This window comes from Campylobacter concisus, assembly GCF_001891085.1.
GTDB lineage: Bacteria > Campylobacterota > Campylobacteria > Campylobacterales > Campylobacteraceae > Campylobacter_A > Campylobacter_A concisus_O.
Window position 1 is genome coordinate 58,693 of the sequence record NZ_JXUP01000004.1, and the last position, 14,676, is coordinate 73,368.

At 40.5% G+C, this 14,676-nt stretch carries 14 protein-coding genes; 4 read left to right on the plus strand and 10 right to left on the minus strand.

The window, feature by feature from the left end:
- Positions 1–142: 142 nt before the first annotated feature.
- From TH67_RS03960 to gap, 3 genes are read right to left on the minus strand one after another with little or no spacing between them, the layout of a single operon-like run.
- On the minus strand, positions 143–823 hold the full coding sequence (locus TH67_RS03960; RefSeq protein ID WP_072594461.1) for a triose-phosphate isomerase: 681 nt from the start codon (positions 821–823) through the stop codon (positions 143–145).
- Complete coding sequence (locus TH67_RS03965; protein WP_072594462.1) at positions 820–2,022, minus strand: phosphoglycerate kinase; 1,203 nt, start codon at positions 2,020–2,022, stop codon at positions 820–822. Before TH67_RS03965 ends, TH67_RS03960 begins: the two co-directional genes overlap by 4 nt.
- A 16-nt stretch (positions 2,023–2,038) precedes the next feature.
- Complete coding sequence (gene gap, locus TH67_RS03970; RefSeq protein ID WP_072594463.1) at positions 2,039–3,037, minus strand: type I glyceraldehyde-3-phosphate dehydrogenase; 999 nt, start codon at positions 3,035–3,037, stop codon at positions 2,039–2,041.
- 79 nt (positions 3,038–3,116) lie between these two features.
- Between gap and nadD the strand changes: the two genes are divergently transcribed.
- Positions 3,117–3,998, plus strand: a complete 882-nt coding sequence (gene nadD, locus TH67_RS03975) for a nicotinate (nicotinamide) nucleotide adenylyltransferase (RefSeq protein ID WP_072594464.1) — start codon at positions 3,117–3,119, stop codon at positions 3,996–3,998.
- Here nadD and TH67_RS03980 read toward each other — a convergent pair.
- Positions 3,982–4,965, minus strand: coding sequence for a YeiH family protein (locus tag TH67_RS03980; protein ID WP_072594465.1), 984 nt, complete (start codon positions 4,963–4,965; stop codon positions 3,982–3,984). The two genes, nadD and TH67_RS03980, sit on opposite strands and share 17 nt — an antisense overlap.
- Positions 4,966–5,067: 102 nt before the next feature.
- On the opposite strand from TH67_RS03980, the gene TH67_RS03985 reads away from it, so the two are divergent.
- Complete coding sequence (locus TH67_RS03985; RefSeq protein ID WP_072594466.1) at positions 5,068–6,003, plus strand: sugar transferase; 936 nt, start codon at positions 5,068–5,070, stop codon at positions 6,001–6,003.
- Between the two features lie 91 nt (positions 6,004–6,094).
- Here TH67_RS03985 and argS read toward each other — a convergent pair whose 3' ends face one another.
- Genes argS through gpmI form a run of 6 tightly spaced genes read right to left on the minus strand, consistent with a single transcriptional unit; the run spans position 6,095 to position 12,301 of the window.
- Positions 6,095–7,678, minus strand: a complete 1,584-nt coding sequence (gene argS / locus TH67_RS03990; RefSeq protein WP_072594467.1) for an arginine--tRNA ligase — start codon at positions 7,676–7,678, stop codon at positions 6,095–6,097.
- 9 nt (positions 7,679–7,687) lie between these two features.
- Positions 7,688–7,909 carry a twin-arginine translocase TatA/TatE family subunit gene (gene tatA / locus TH67_RS03995; protein ID WP_054197075.1) on the minus strand — a complete coding sequence of 74 codons (222 nt, stop codon included), beginning with the start codon at positions 7,907–7,909 and terminating at the stop codon, positions 7,688–7,690.
- Positions 7,910–7,959: 50 nt separating this feature from the next.
- A complete protein-coding gene (gene gmk, locus TH67_RS04000) occupies positions 7,960–8,571 on the minus strand; it encodes a guanylate kinase (RefSeq protein ID WP_072594468.1) in 612 nt (203 codons plus the stop codon).
- Entirely contained in the window at positions 8,572–10,014 is a 1,443-nt protein-coding gene (locus TH67_RS04005; RefSeq protein WP_072594469.1) for a Highly acidic protein, read from the minus strand. It lies immediately after the preceding gene.
- 57 nt (positions 10,015–10,071) lie between these two features.
- Positions 10,072–10,833, minus strand: a complete 762-nt coding sequence (fliR, locus tag TH67_RS04010) for a flagellar biosynthetic protein FliR (RefSeq protein ID WP_054197078.1) — start codon at positions 10,831–10,833, stop codon at positions 10,072–10,074.
- Positions 10,834–10,837: 4 nt separating this feature from the next.
- A complete protein-coding gene (gene gpmI / locus TH67_RS04015) occupies positions 10,838–12,301 on the minus strand; it encodes a 2,3-bisphosphoglycerate-independent phosphoglycerate mutase (RefSeq protein WP_072594470.1) in 1,464 nt (487 codons plus the stop codon).
- A 79-nt stretch (positions 12,302–12,380) separates the two neighbouring features.
- Between gpmI and mraY the strand changes: the two genes are divergently transcribed.
- Complete coding sequence (mraY, locus tag TH67_RS04020) at positions 12,381–13,445, plus strand: phospho-N-acetylmuramoyl-pentapeptide-transferase (RefSeq protein WP_072594471.1); 1,065 nt, start codon at positions 12,381–12,383, stop codon at positions 13,443–13,445.
- Between the two features lie 8 nt (positions 13,446–13,453).
- Positions 13,454–14,671, plus strand: a complete 1,218-nt coding sequence (murD, locus tag TH67_RS04025; RefSeq protein WP_072594472.1) for a UDP-N-acetylmuramoyl-L-alanine--D-glutamate ligase — start codon at positions 13,454–13,456, stop codon at positions 14,669–14,671.
- Positions 14,672–14,676 lie beyond the last annotated feature (5 nt).

Genomic DNA, 14,676 nt, shown 5'->3' on the forward strand with positions numbered 1-14,676 from the left:
TTTAATAAAATGTCAAATTCTAAACATAAATCGACAAGCGGAAATATCGCTAGGCAGATTTAAATGTTTCGCAGTAAATTTTGTCCCAAGACTAGGCATATAGCCTGTCATAGGGCGAAATTTACAAAATCATTTAAAGACATCAGCGAGATGACGCGCTAATAAGTTCCAAGAAACCAGAGGCATCCCAGCTGGCTGTTCCTACTAGTACTCCGTTACAGTTCGCGATACCCGCCATCCCGCCGATATTTGCGGCATTTACGCTGCCGCCGTAAAGTAGCGGCGCTCTCGTCTGCTCGCGAATGAAATTTAAAACTCCTTCGATCTGCTCTGTGCTCGCGCTCTTGCCCGTGCCTATCGCCCACACGGGCTCGTAGGCAATCAGCAGCCGCTCGTAGCCAAGGTCTATATTTTCAAGCTGGCGGCTTAGAAATTCTTTGGTCGCTCCAGCTTCGTTCACGCTCAAATTTTCGCCGATACAGTAGACGATCTGCCAGCCCGCCTTTACGGCAAAGTCGAATTTAGCTCGCAAAAGCTCCTCGCTCTCGCCAAGCTCCCTCCGTTCGGAATGCCCGATCAGCACGCTTTTTACGCCAAACTCGTCCAGCATCGCCTTGCCGATCTCGCCGGTGTGAGCGCCGCTTTCGCAAGGGTAAAAATTTTGCGCGCCGAGTTTAAATTTATGAGCCGCGCCATCAAGCGCACTAAACGGCGGAAATACCGTCACGTCGTCGTTTGCGCTTAAATTTGCGTCTAAAATTTCAGCGTATTTAGCAAAGCTTGCTCTCGTGTGATTGCACTTTAAATTTGCTAAAAACCTCACTCCATAGCCTTTCTAAGCGGTTTTATGCCGGGTAGCTCTTTGCCCTCGATGAGCTCCAGACTCGCGCCGCCTCCAGTCGAGATAAAGGTCATCTCGTCGGCGTCTCCCGCACGCTCGACCACATCAGCCGTATCGCCGCCGCCAACGACCGTAGTTGCGTGAGTGTCGATAATGGCGTGGCTCATTTTGATGCTACCTTTGCTAAATTTATCCATCTCAAAAACGCCCATAGGTCCGTTCCACCAGATGGTTTGAGCATCGGCGATGACCTCTTTAAATAGCCTGATCGATGCTGGTCCGATGTCAAGCCCCATCCAGCCATTTGGGATCTCTTGAGCTGGGACGTATTTTACGGCGCTTTCAGCCGAAAATGTCTGAGCAGCGACTACATCTACTGGCAAGTAAATTTTTACACCCAGCTCTTTGCCTTTTTGTAAAATTTGCCTTGCATCTTCGATGAGCTCTTCTTCAAGGAGCGAATTTCCGATGTTTTCACCAAGTGATTTTAAAAATGTAAATGCCATGCCACCGCCAATTATCAGTTTATCTACGCGTGGCAGAAGGTTATGCAGGGCTTGAAGTTTGCCACTAACCTTTGAGCCACCCACAACTGCGACAAATGGGCGGGATGGATGTTTTATCAAATTTTGAGCGAAATTTATCTCTTTTTGTAGTAAAAATCCCGCCGCCTTATGCTTCTCGTCGTAAAATTTAGTGATCGCCTCGACCGAGCTATGCGCCCTGTGGCAGACGCCAAACGCGTCGTTGATGTAAAATTCGCCGTACTTTGCGAGCTCGTCGGCTAGCGCCTCGTCGTTTTTGGTCTCGCCCTTTTCAAAGCGTAAATTTTCAAGAAGCAAAATTTCGCCAGGTTTTAGCGCGGCGACTTTGGCTTTGGCGTCCGCGCCTATTATGTCCTCGGCAAATATCACGTCTCTATCAAGCAGCCTTGAAAGCCTCTTTGCCACGCCTCGCAGCGAAAATTTCTCCTCAAAGCCGTTTTTCGGACGTCCTAGGTGGCTAGCCAAAACCACGCTGCAGCCGTTATCTAGGCAGTAGCGGATCGTTGGTATCGCCGAGCGGATACGGCGGTCGTCGGTGATGTTTAAAAACTCGTCCATCGGCACGTTAAAATCGCACCTAACAAATACCTTTGCGCCGTCTAGCTCAAGATCGTTGATCGATAAAATTTCACTCATTTTTCACCCTTTAAATTTACTTTGTAGCTACGATCTTAGCTAGGTCCACAAGCCTTGTCGAGTAGCCCCACTCGTTGTCGTACCATGCAAAGACCTTTACCATATCATCAGCGATGACCTGCGTCGTGTCGCTAGCTACGATACTGCTGTATGCGCTCGTGCAAAAGTCACTGCTAACTCTATAATCGTCATCGACAAATAAAATTCCCTTTAAATTTGACTCCGCAGCCGTTCTAAACGCCTCGTTTATCTCCTCTTTGCTAGCTGGTCTTTTTAAAACCGCCGTTAGATCAACCATCGAGACGTTTGCCACTGGCACGCGCACTGCTTGGCCGTGTAGTTTGCCGCTTAGCTCGGGGAGCACTTTAGCGATCGCTTTTGCAGCTCCGGTGGTCGTAGGTCCGATATTTAGCGCTGCAGCGCGTGAGCGGCGGAAGTCTTTAGCTTTTACATCTACTAGGCTTTGGCCGTTTGTATAGGCGTGGATCGTGGTCATCAGCCCCTTTACGATACCAAATTTATCATTTAGCACCTTTGCAACTGGAGCTAGGCCGTTTGTAGTGCAGCTTGCGTTTGAGACGATCGCTTCACCTGCGTATTTATCGTCATTTACGCCAACTACGAACGTAGCCGTGTCGTCTTTTGCCGGAGCGCTCATAACGACTTTTTTGACGCCGCGAGCTAGATAGGGCTCGCATTTTTCAGTGGTTAAAAACTTGCCCGTACACTCCAAAACTACGTCTGTGCCGTATTCTGCGTAGCTAAGCTCGTTTAGATCTCTTGTTGAAAAAACTCTTATCTTTTTGCCGTTTACTTCTATAAAATCGTCGCTTATCACCTTAACGTCTTGCTTAAATTCGCCGTGCACGCTGTCGTATTTGAGCAGATAGCGCGTCATGTCGCGCGTCGCCGTGTCATTGATAGCGACAAGCTCAACGTCGTCTCGCTCTAAAATAATACGAGCAGCGCACCTGCCGATACGCCCGAAGCCGTTTATTGCTACTTTAACTGACATCTTAGCTCCTTTTGATATAATTACGCCTAATTCTACAAAAAAGAATTTTAAAACAAATATAAACAAGGCACTTTAATAGATGAAGTTAGCACTTTTTGGCGGGAGCTTTGATCCGGTTCATTTAGGACACGATAGCATTGTGAAAATGGCACTAAATAGCCTTGATATCGACAAGCTCATCATCATGCCAACTTTTATAAGTCCCTTTAAGAGCGAATTTTCAGCTCCGCCAGAGCTTCGCCTAAAGTGGATAAGAGAAATTTGGGGCGGCCTAGAGAAGGTCGAGATCTCAGACTATGAGATAAATTTGGCTCGCCCGGTGCCTACCATAGAGACGGTTAAGTATTTGTATGAGAAATTCAAGATAGAGAAATTTTATCTCATAATAGGCGCGGACCACCTAGCCACGCTTGATAAGTGGCATGGCTACGAGGAGCTAAAAAATTTAGTGCAGTTTGTGATCGCCAAGCGCAATCACATAGAAATTCCACAAAATTTACAAAAAATGGACGTGCACGTGGATGTTAGCTCATCGCAGATCAGGCACCAAAAGGGGCTTGATGAGCTGCCTAGCAAGATAAAAGATGAAGTTATAAATTTTTACCAAGGATTAAAAATGCAAGAGAGATCGATGCAAGAGCGCACCGAAAGTATAGTTAATGTTTTAGACGCAAAAAAGGCTGAAGAGATACAAGTGTTTGATATGAGCGGGGATGATTATTTCGTAAAGGCCGTAGTTATCGCTACTACGCTTGGCGAGAGGCACGCTTACTCGCTGAGCGAGGATCTAAAAGAGGAGCTTAAACCTCTTGGAGAAAAATTTATAGGTACAGAAAGCTCTCCTGATTGGATCGTAATGGACCTTGGAGACATTTTGATACATCTTTTAAGTCCAGCTTACAGAGCAAAATACAACATCGAAGAGTTTTTGCAAAAGCTAAAAACTAGCAAAGAGTCTTAACAAAAATAAGCGAAGAGCAAATAAGCCATAAAAATATAAAAAATGCTAGCAAAAATGGCTTTTTGCCCGTCGCTTTAAATATACTCCTATCTATCCCAAACCCCAATGCACACATAGCAACACAAAGGCAAATGCTAGCAGCCAGCTTTAAAATTTGCATCAAATTTTCAGGGAAAAATGGCAAAGATCTAACGCAGATCGCTGCTAGGAAAAATAGCGCAAACCAAGGTATGCTCTTTAGCTTTGAGCCGCCACTATTTTGGCTTAAATTTAAGAAATTTAGCAAAAACAAAAATGGCACGAGCATGATGACACGAAGCATTTTTATGATGACCGCAGTGCTACTTGCTGTGCCGTCAAATGCCGCTGAGGCTGCGACTACGTGGGCTACTTCGTGAAGTGAGCCGCCGATAAAAAAGCCGGTTTGTTGCGGTGTGAGAGCTAGAAATTTAGCGATAAATGGATAGATAAACATGCCAATCGTCCCAAAGAGCACCACCGTGCAAATGGCGATAGCAAGCTTGTTTGCGTCTGCTTTTATCTCATTTTGAGTAGCCATAACAGCAGCTGCTCCGCATATACTTGCCCCTGAGCCAATGAGCACAGCACTATCCCTGCTAAGCCCCAAGGCTTTGGCTACAAAAAGTGCAAAGCAAAAGGTCGCAAAGACCATAAAAGCTGCGTATATCACGCCTAGAGTGCCGACACTTGCGATCTCGATAAGGCTTATGTTAAAGCCAAAAAGTATGATGCCTAGCCTTAAAATTTGCTTCCCAGCAATCGCTACGACGCCACTAGATTTTAAAATTTGAGTCTGTTTGGTAAAAAGATTTGCAAAAACGGCACCTAAAATGATAGAGATGATGAGCGGACTGGTGTGAAATTTAACTAAAAGTGTGTTTGAGAGCATAAAAGAAATGGCACAAATCAGCGCTAGAATAAGCGCAGCGAGAATTTTATGAGACATATTTTAACCTTAATCTATTTTTTAAAAATGCAATTAGCACGTTTGGGTATAATTAGACGAATTTTATAATGCAAATTTAAAATAAAGATAAAGGGATAGGGCATGATCATCCTTGGCGAGAAATATGCTTTTACCAGCTTAGAACTAGAAATGCTTAGAAAGAAATTTGGTCAAGTAAATTTTTTATCCCATGAAAATAGCGACGCAAAAGCCTTGCGAAGCGCACTAGAAAATCTCATAAAATCAGGCGATCAAAGGCTAATCGTGCTAAATACCGCAAAGCCAGTTGATGGCAAACTGGTGAGATTTCTCACGCTTTTGCAGTTTAAAACGAAGTATAAAAAGATAAAATTTCTAAACGTAGAGAATTTTTTAGAAATTTATCTGCACAAATGTTATATCCCAGAAAATGGGGAAAATCTTAATTTTTTAGATGAGATAAGGCCTTATGGTGCCTTTGATTACGCACTGAAGCGAATGATCGATTATACTAGCTGCTTGATACTTTTCATCTTGCTTTTTTGCCTAAAATTTTATGTAAAAAGAAAGATAGACGAGCAATCGCCTGGAAGCCTTTACTTTTTACAAAGTAGAGTTGGGCTAGACAACAAGGAATTTGAGTGCATAAAATTTCGCTCGATGATGGAAGATGCCGAGAAAGATGGGGCAAAATTTGCTAGTGAAAATGATGAGAGAGTGTTTGAGTTTGGCGAATTTATGCGAAAAACTCGTATAGACGAGGTGCCGCAGTGTATAAATGTCTTTCGAGGACAAATGCATCTGATAGGTCCAAGGCCTGAGCGAAGACACTGGATAAATTTCTTTGAAAAAGAGATCCCTTACTACAATGAACGCCACATCGTTCGCCCAGGGATAACTGGCTGGGCACAGGTAAACTACCCTTATGGCTCAAATACACACGACGCCAAACAAAAACTCATGTATGATCTTTATTACATCAAACACTGGTCGCTTTGGCTGGAGATAAAAATCGTAGTAAAAACTATTGCGATTATATTTGAGAAAAAAGGCATTTAACTTCTCAAAAATATCATAAGTTTGAGATATTTTTAAATAAACCTTTTTTCGAATTTAATTTTGTTGCTTTTAGCCAAAATGAATGCAAATTCTACATCCTATCTTTAGCTGTAATTCCCATTATATTAAATGCTGTTTTTATCGAGATAGCAACAACTGCAAAGACTTTTAGTAAGCTATCTTCGTTTTCATTTCCAACTACACGGTTTTCGTTATAAAATTTATGAAAACTAGCAGCTAGTGACTTCAGATAATCTGGGATCTTTTGAAGCTGCCTTGAGATAAAAGCGTCTTCTAAAATTTCAGGCAAGATTAGCGCCTCAAAAAGTAAATTTCTAGCATTTTCATCTAGGCATTCGAAGTTTGCATTGATTACATCTTGAACATTTTTCCCAGCCTTTGCAAAGACTTGATTTATCCTAGCATGAGCATAGTTTATATAAAAGATAGGATTTGAGCTATCCTCTTTTTTAAGCTCATCTACGTCAAATTCCAAACTACTCGTATTTGCCTTGCTTATAAAGATAAATCTAAGCGCCTCAGCACCGATCTCACTTACGATATCGCTCATCAGCACGGCATTACCAGCGCGCTTGCTCATCTTGTACGGCTTACCATCTTTTAGCAGACTAACCATCTGCATAAGTATTACTTCAAGCTTATTTTCATCGTATCCAAGGAAATTTATCGCAGCCTTTAGCCTTGCGATATATCCGTGGTGGTCAGCACCCCAAATGTTTATATAATGATCAAAATTTTTCTCAAATTTAGCGTTATGATAGATGATGTCGCCAGCTAGATATGTTGGTCTGCCGTCATTTCTAACTACGACCCTATCGTTATCATCGCCAAGCGTAGTTGAAGCGATATAAGTAGCGCCCTCTTTTTCATACATTTGATTTGAACGTTTTAGCTTATTTATAGTTGGCTCTAGTCCATCATAAAGAGCCTTCTCACTAGCCCAGCTCTCTATAAATATCCCAACGTCCGCTAAATCTTTTTTAATGATCTCAAGCACGATATCCTTGCCAAACTCGGCAAGCTCGAGGTTTCTACTCTCATCATAAAAAATTTCCCTACCAAATTTCTCATTTGCAAGCTTAGCAATATCTAAAATATAATCCCCGCGGTAGTATTTCTCTGGATAGACGATGCTTTCATTAAAAAGCTGCTCTTTTGCCGCAAGCGATATCGAAGTGCCAAGTAGATCAATTTGATTACCAGCGTCGTTTATGTAGTATTCTGTTGAGATAGCGTAGCCAAGTCTTTTGCCAAGTCTTGCCAAAGTATCGCCATAAACTGCGCCTCTAACGTGTCCGATGTGAAGTGGTCCAGTTGGATTTGCACTGATGTATTCTATTAAATAGCTATCTTTTTTCACATCTTCTTTTGCAAAATTTTCGCTGTCTAGCAAAATTTGCTTTGAAATTTCATCTAAAAACTTGCTTTTTAGCTTGAAATTTAAGTAGCCATTTACTGCACTAGCTTCAACTATTTTGCTATCACTAAATTTATCGGCAAACTCGCTAGCTATCATGGCTGGCGACTTTTTTAGCTCCTTTGCAAGGCCAAAAAGTGGCGTAGCATAGTGGGCTAAATTTTTATCCTTTGGCTTTTCAAGCACAAATTCACGCTCTAAAACCTTTGAAATTTCAGCTTTTATTTTATTTTTCAACTCTAAAACCTATGCGTTTTTAGTTGTTTCTTCTATTTTTTGACTATTGGCATTCTCTTCTTTATGCTCGACTTTCTCACTTTTTTCAGGTGTTGTATCTTCCATCTCAGCCTTAAAAGTCTTTATGCCTTTGCCTAGTCCTTTTGCAAGTTCTGGGATCTTCTTTGCTCCAAAAAGTAAAACAATAATCGCTAAAACAACTAGCCAGTGACCAATACTAAAAGAACCCATTTTTTCTCCTCAATAAATTTTTCAAAATGTTATCATAAATTCCTGAATTTCTAGCAATCTATCCACTCATCAATAACGCGTCTTAAGTCTATTTTCGAGCTTTTTAACCTCATCGCTCTAAGAATTGATTTTAGGCCCTTATAACTCTTTTCAATGTCATCATTTACCAAAAAATAATCATATTCTAAGATGTGCTCCATCTCACCAACTGCGTTCATTAGGCGATTTTCTATCGTTTCGTCGCTATCAGTTCCGCGATTTTTCAAGCGTTTTTTAAGCTCTTTTTTATTTGCAGTTGTTATAAAAACTGAGGTTATGTAACTTTTAAATTTCTCAAGTGCGATGTGAAAGCCTTGCACATCAATGTCAAATATCACTATCTTTCCGGCCTCAAGTGCTGATAAAACAGGCTTTAGACTTGTTCCATAATAGTTTTTATGCACCTGCGCCCATTCTAAAAATTCGCCCTTTTCTATGCCACTTTTAAACTCATCTTCTTTTATAAAATAGTAATCCACTCCATCGACTTCGCCTTCTCTTTTTGCCCTAGTCGTGCTTGAAATAGAAAAATAAAGATCCTTCTCTTCCTTTAAAAGACGGCCCAAAAGCGTGCTTTTACCACTTCCACTAGGTCCTGAAACTACTAAAATTTGTCCTTGCAACTACTTTTCCTCAAAACTTATATTTATCTTTATGTTCATATCTTTTAGCACATCTCTTAGCGAGCTTTCATTTAACGACTCATGGACGTGTTTTGTGATCTTTTTGGTTAGCTCTTCTTTATAGTCAGTATCGATTTTTGTTTCATCGCATGAGCTAGTTTGTGGTGCATTATTTAATCCAAATGCTGCTTGCATCGTATTTTCATCTATTTCTTCAATAGACGCTACATCAAAATTTGGGCTACCCAACGTCTCTTCTTTAAAATTTTCTTCCTCAAATACCTCATCTACCATACCTAGATCTTCTTGAGCAAGGACTTCTTCAGAAATTTCTTCATGATCTTCTTTAGTTGGCTCTTTTTCAAGGTCTATATCTTCATCCAAAGAAATCTCCTCTGCTTCTTTGGTAGATTCTTCATCTATATCTTCCTCTAAATTTTGACTAGCTTCATCTATCAAATTTGCCTCGCTGCTTTCAGGCTCAAAATTTTCATCACTACCAAAATCAGTCTCTAGCTCATCAAAATTTTCACTATCTTCGCTAGCTTCTTCGTTTAGCTCTTTATCCAAAGATTCGATCTCGCTGAGCTCTTTTTTACTTTGACTTATATCATCTACAAAATCTTCATTAAGCTCGGCAGTTTCTAAATTTTGAGAATTTTGCTCGACCATTTTATCAAGCTCGTTTTTAGCCTCTTCATCCGCCAAGTCGCTCTCGCCCATATCATCTATCTCATCTACAAGCGAACTAAGCTCATCAAAGTCATCGCTATGCTCTTCTTTTATCACAGGCGGCTCATTGTTTTGCTCTAAGGATTTATCTATATCTTCTGAATCAGCCATATATTTGCTAGCTATGTCATTTATCATATCATCATCTATGAGTTCAGTGTCTGTTTCATCAAAACTGATATCTTTATCCTTTAAATCCTCGGCCTCTAGTTCACTTAGCTTCTCTTTTAAAAACTCATCATCTAAAGCCTCGTTATCAAATTTATCTGCCTTATCATCTTCTTTTGCTAAATTTTCAAGTCCCATGTCAATTTCTGGAAGCTCAAAATTTTCTAAATCATCAAAGTTTTTATTGCTTTCGTCAAAGTCATTAAAATTTGCAGACTCATCTAGTCCAAGCTCTGGCTCTGCTTCACTGCCAGAATCTCTATTCTGTTCAAACAAACTAATAAATTCTGTTGGTAAAAAGGGCTTTTCAAGCATAACATCAGCAAAATCAGGCTTTTCACCGCCTCTAGGTGCTAGATACATTATCTTTTGATTTAAATTAACATCGCTGCTATCCATATCACTATCGATGATAATATAATCAAACTGATCTCCAACACTATTAACATCGTCAAATTCACTATATTCTATGCCTAGCTTATTTAAACTTAATGTTATAAGGCGAGAAACTGCTGGGTTTTTATTTACAAGTGCAACTTTCATAATCCCTCCTTGAAGAGCTTGAGGCTGTATTTTATGATAAATTTCATTGCTATTTACTTAAAAAAATAGTGCTGGCATATCGTTTAAAATCTGCACCATCATATCAGTTATGATTTTTATAATGCCAGCTAAAATAGCTATCAAAACCGAAAAGCCAATACTTACCTTAATAGGATAACCAACGACCAATAGGTTAAATTGTGGCATAGTTTTCATAAGCATGCCAAAAATAGCATCCGAAAGTATAGAAAGCGCGATAATAGGAAAAGCCAGAACAAATCCAAACATAAAAAGATTGCCAAAGAGCTTTAGGGCGTAGCTCATCACACCACTTCTTGGATAAAAATCTCCAAGCGGTATAGCAGAAAGCGAAGTGGAGTAAAACTGTAATATCAAATGATGCCCATCAAGCATCAAAAATGCAAGAAGAGCAATAAAATTTAAAATATTTGCGATCACTGGCGAATTTGTACCAGTTTGCGGATCAAGCACTGAAGCCATCGAAAAACCCATAATCATTGAGATTTGCTCGCCAGCCATTTGAAGTATGGCAAAAACGATATTTAGCAAAAGTCCAGCGCAAAGTCCGAGCATGGCCTCACTTAAAATTTCCATGATCAAAAAATTTATAGCATGCTCATGGGCATGTGAGAGCGGGAAAAGCACAACACAAAGGGCAAAAACTAGTAAAGTTTTTACGCTAAGCGGGATTTGATTGTGAGAAAAAAATGGAAAAAATACGATAAGCCCACTAAGACGCGCAAAAAGGAGCATAAAGGTTATGACTTTATCCGCTCCAAAAAACTCGACTAATTCCATTATTTTATATTAACGCCTCATCCATCTCAGCTGGAATTTCAAGCCCCATGATCTTTAAAACACTAGGAGCGATATTGTTTAGACCACCATTTTTTACCTTTTTTACGCCATCAGCCATCACAAAACAAAAGACATCATAAGTCGTGTGGTTTGTCAGTAGCTCACCACTACTATCACGCATCTCTTCGCAGTTTCCATGATCGCTCGTGATGATCATCGCATAGTTTTTCTCTTTTGCTTTAGCATAAATTTCTCCAAGAGCCGTATCCACTGCTTCAACTGCTTTTATAGCGGCATCATAGTTACCAGTATGCCCTACCATATCGCCGTTTGCGAAATTTACCACAATGAAGTCCTGTTCATCATCCATACCTTTTAGCACGGCTTTGCAAACCTCAGCAGCGCTCATCTCTGGCTTTTCGTCGTAGGTTTTTACTTTTGGACTAGGGATGAGCACCCTCGTTTCGTTGCTAGCTAGCTCCTCGACGCCACCATTAAAAAAAAATGTTACATGGGCGTATTTTTCAGTCTCAGCCGTGTGAAGCTGCCTTAGTCCAGCGGTCGCTATGACCTCGCTTAGGGTGTTTTTTATCTTTTCATTTTTAAAGAGTACTTCAAATTTAAAATTTGCGTCGTATTCGGTCATGGTGATTAGATTTTTGATAGCAAAAGGGCGCTCAAACTCGCTAAATTTCTCTTCGCCTAGAGCCTGGCAAATCTCTCTTGCCCTATCATTTCTAAAATTTATTACGATCACGCCGTCATCTTTGCCTATGCCCTTAAAGCCATTAAAGCTTGCTGGCTTTACAAACTCGTCTGTCACGCCCTCATCGTAGCTTTTTTGTAGATACTCGCTTGGCGATAAGCTGCTTAAATTTGCTCCCTCTACCAAGCTACCATAGGCCTCTTTTACACGCTCCCAGCGTTTATCTCTATCCATCGCGTAAAATCTGCCACAAACGGTTGCTATTTTAAATTTAGCCTCCAAGCTTTTGATGAAATTTATACCGCTATTTGGGCTAACATCTCGTCCGTCAGTTATAGCGTGAGCAAAAACTTCGCAGCCATTTTTACTAGCAAGCTCGCACATACCATCAAAATGCTCCATGTGAGAGTGCACACCGCCGTCGCTATAAAGCCCTATGATGTGAATCTTTTTGCACTTTTTAAAAAGAGCTTTTAGGGCTTCATTTTCTGCTATCGAGCCATCAGCAAAGCTGCGTGAAATTTTGACCAAATTTTGATACAAAACTCGCCCACTTCCTATACACATATGCCCTACTTCGCTGTTTCCCATCTGCCCTTCAGGTAGTCCCACAGCGTTTCCAGAGGTTTTTATGAGCGAGTTTGGAATTTCTTTAAAAAATTTCTCGTAATTTGGCTTTTTAGCCGCCTCAAATGCGTTAAATTTACCGCTTTTATTAAATCCAATACCATCAGTTATTATTAAAATAGTTTTTTGACTCATTTTGAAAATTTATCCTTAATTTTAGATAATTTTTAAGGCCATTATACTAAAATTGCTTTTTTTAAAAATAAAGGCTCTCATGTTTTACTATATCTATGAAATTTTAAATTTTAATATCTTTCAATACATCACCGTCCGTGCTGGTATCGCTTTTTTCATCGCTTTTGCACTCACAGCTTATTTGATGCCCAAATTTATCACTTGGGCAAAGGCAAAAAACGCCGCCCAGCCTATCTACGAGCTTGCCCCGCAAACTCACCAAAAAAAGGCCAAAACGCCGACCATGGGCGGACTTGTCTTTGTCTTCACAGCCGTACTTTCCACGGTAATTTGTGCAAGGCTTGATAACGCATTTGTCTTAACATCTCTCTTTTGCCTAGTTTGCTTTACACTGCTTGGCTACAAGGACGATTACAGTAAAATTTTAGGAGCAAAAAATCACGCCGGCCTAAGCCCAAAAGCAAAGCTTTTTTTTCAGTTTTTAATAGCCTTTGTAATTTCTGTTTTTTTATATGCAAGTCACGAGCTTAGCACCGAGTTTTATCTACCTTTTTTTAAGCAACCTATTTTAGATTTAAAAATTTTTGCCATTTTCTTTTGGACACTGGTCATAGTCGCTGCTTCAAATTCAGTAAATTTAACAGACGGGCTTGACGGGCTAGCTACTGTGCCATCTATATTTTCGCTTCTGACACTTGGCGTTTTTGCTTATATCTGCGGACACGCTGTCTTTAGCTCATATTTACTCTTGCCAAAGATCATAGGCGTTGGTGAAAGCGTTGTTGTCTCTTCAGCCCTAATTGGCTCATTAATGGGCTTTTTGTGGTTTAACTGCCATCCAGCTGAAGTCTTTATGGGCGATAGCGGTAGCTTAAGCGTTGGAGCATATATCGGTTTTATGGGCGTTACGACCAAAAATGAAATCTTACTCATCATCATAGGCCTCATCTTTGTCGTTGAAACCCTAAGCGTTATCTTACAAGTGGGCAGCTTTAAAATTTTCAAACGCAGAATTTTTCTCATGGCGCCTATACATCACCATTTTGAGATAAAAGGCTGGGCGGAAAATAAGATCATCGTTCGCTTCTGGATCATCGCACTTTTAGCGAACCTAATCGCACTAACTGCGCTAAAGATCAGATAAGGAAAGTCATGAGAAAATCGCTATTTGGCTACGGTGGCACGATAAAGGCGATCGCAAAGAATTTCACAAAAGACGGATTTTGGGATATCTATGATGATAAATTTAGTGAAATTTCAAAAGATGAGTTTGGCAACACTCTTTTGCCAGTTAGCGAATTTGATCCAGCAAAAAGCGGACTAGAGATACCAAGTCCTGGTATCCCGCCTCATCACGAGCTTATTAAAAAAGCTAGAAATTTGGTAAGCGAGTATGACTATTTTTATGAAATTTATAAAGAAAATCTGCCATTTAATATCTGGATAAGCGGCACAAACGGCAAGACTACGACAACCAAGATGACACAGCACCTACTAGAGAGCAAGGGCTCAGTCATGGGCGGTAATGTTGGTATCGCACTAGCAAATTTAGACTCAAACGCTAAAATTTGGATACTTGAGACTAGCTCATTTACTCTTCACTACACAAATCACGCTACACCTGGTATCTACGTGCTTTTGCCGATCACTCCAGATCATCTAAGCTGGCATGGCGACATGAGTGAGTACGAAAAGGCTAAGCTAAAGCCGCTTGCTAGCATGAGCGAAAGTAGCGTGGCGATCGTGCCTGAAATTTACGCCAACACGCCAACAAAGGCAAAAGTGATCGCTTACAAAGATGAGAGCGATCTGGCTAAATTTTGTGGCGTAAGCGTAGATGATATAAATTTTAAAACGCCATTTTTGCTTGACGCATTGCTAGCACTGGCAGTAGAGAAAATTTTATTTGACCGCTGCGACGTGGAGCTTTTAAATACCTTTGTCATCGAGGCAAACAAGCTTGAAGAATTTAGCGACAAAAATGGCAGAATCTGGGTCAATGACACAAAAGCGACCAATATCGACGCGAGTATACAGGCCGTTAAACGCTACAAAGATCATTTCATACATCTAATACTTGGTGGCGATGATAAGGGTGTTGACATGACGCCACTTTTTGAAGGCTTAAAGAGTTTAAGAGTAAAAATTTACGCCATTGGCTCAAATAGTGACAAACTCATGAAATTAGCGACTAAATTTGGCATACCAGCTTTGAAATGCGGCTTTTTGCAAAATGCTGTCAATGAGATAAATAAAGAGCTAAAGACTAGCGAGATAGCACTTCTAAGCCCGGCAGCTGCGAGCCTTGATCAGTTTAAGAGCTATGCCGAGCGAGGCGATAAATTTAAAGAGTTTATAAAGGCGCTTTAAATTTA

What these genes read in the sequence shown, in the direction of transcription:
- tatA (WP_054197075.1), bottom strand. Translation starts at nt 7,909, where the DNA reads ATGGGTTCTTTTAGTATTGGTCACTGGCTAGTTGTTTTAGCGATTATT.
- fliR (WP_054197078.1), bottom strand. Translation starts at nt 10,833, where the DNA reads ATGGAATTAGTCGAGTTTTTTGGAGCGGATAAAGTCATAACCTTTATG.
- TH67_RS03980 (WP_072594465.1), bottom strand. Translation starts at nt 4,965, where the DNA reads ATGTCTCATAAAATTCTCGCTGCGCTTATTCTAGCGCTGATTTGTGCC.
- nadD (WP_072594464.1), top strand. Translation starts at nt 3,117, where the DNA reads ATGAAGTTAGCACTTTTTGGCGGGAGCTTTGATCCGGTTCATTTAGGA.
- TH67_RS03985 (WP_072594466.1), top strand. Translation starts at nt 5,068, where the DNA reads ATGATCATCCTTGGCGAGAAATATGCTTTTACCAGCTTAGAACTAGAA.
- murD (WP_072594472.1), top strand. Translation starts at nt 13,454, where the DNA reads ATGAGAAAATCGCTATTTGGCTACGGTGGCACGATAAAGGCGATCGCA.
- TH67_RS04005 (WP_072594469.1), bottom strand. Translation starts at nt 10,014, where the DNA reads ATGAAAGTTGCACTTGTAAATAAAAACCCAGCAGTTTCTCGCCTTATA.
- gap (WP_072594463.1), bottom strand. Translation starts at nt 3,037, where the DNA reads ATGTCAGTTAAAGTAGCAATAAACGGCTTCGGGCGTATCGGCAGGTGC.
- mraY (WP_072594471.1), top strand. Translation starts at nt 12,381, where the DNA reads ATGTTTTACTATATCTATGAAATTTTAAATTTTAATATCTTTCAATAC.
- TH67_RS03965 (WP_072594462.1), bottom strand. Translation starts at nt 2,022, where the DNA reads ATGAGTGAAATTTTATCGATCAACGATCTTGAGCTAGACGGCGCAAAG.
- gpmI (WP_072594470.1), bottom strand. Translation starts at nt 12,301, where the DNA reads ATGAGTCAAAAAACTATTTTAATAATAACTGATGGTATTGGATTTAAT.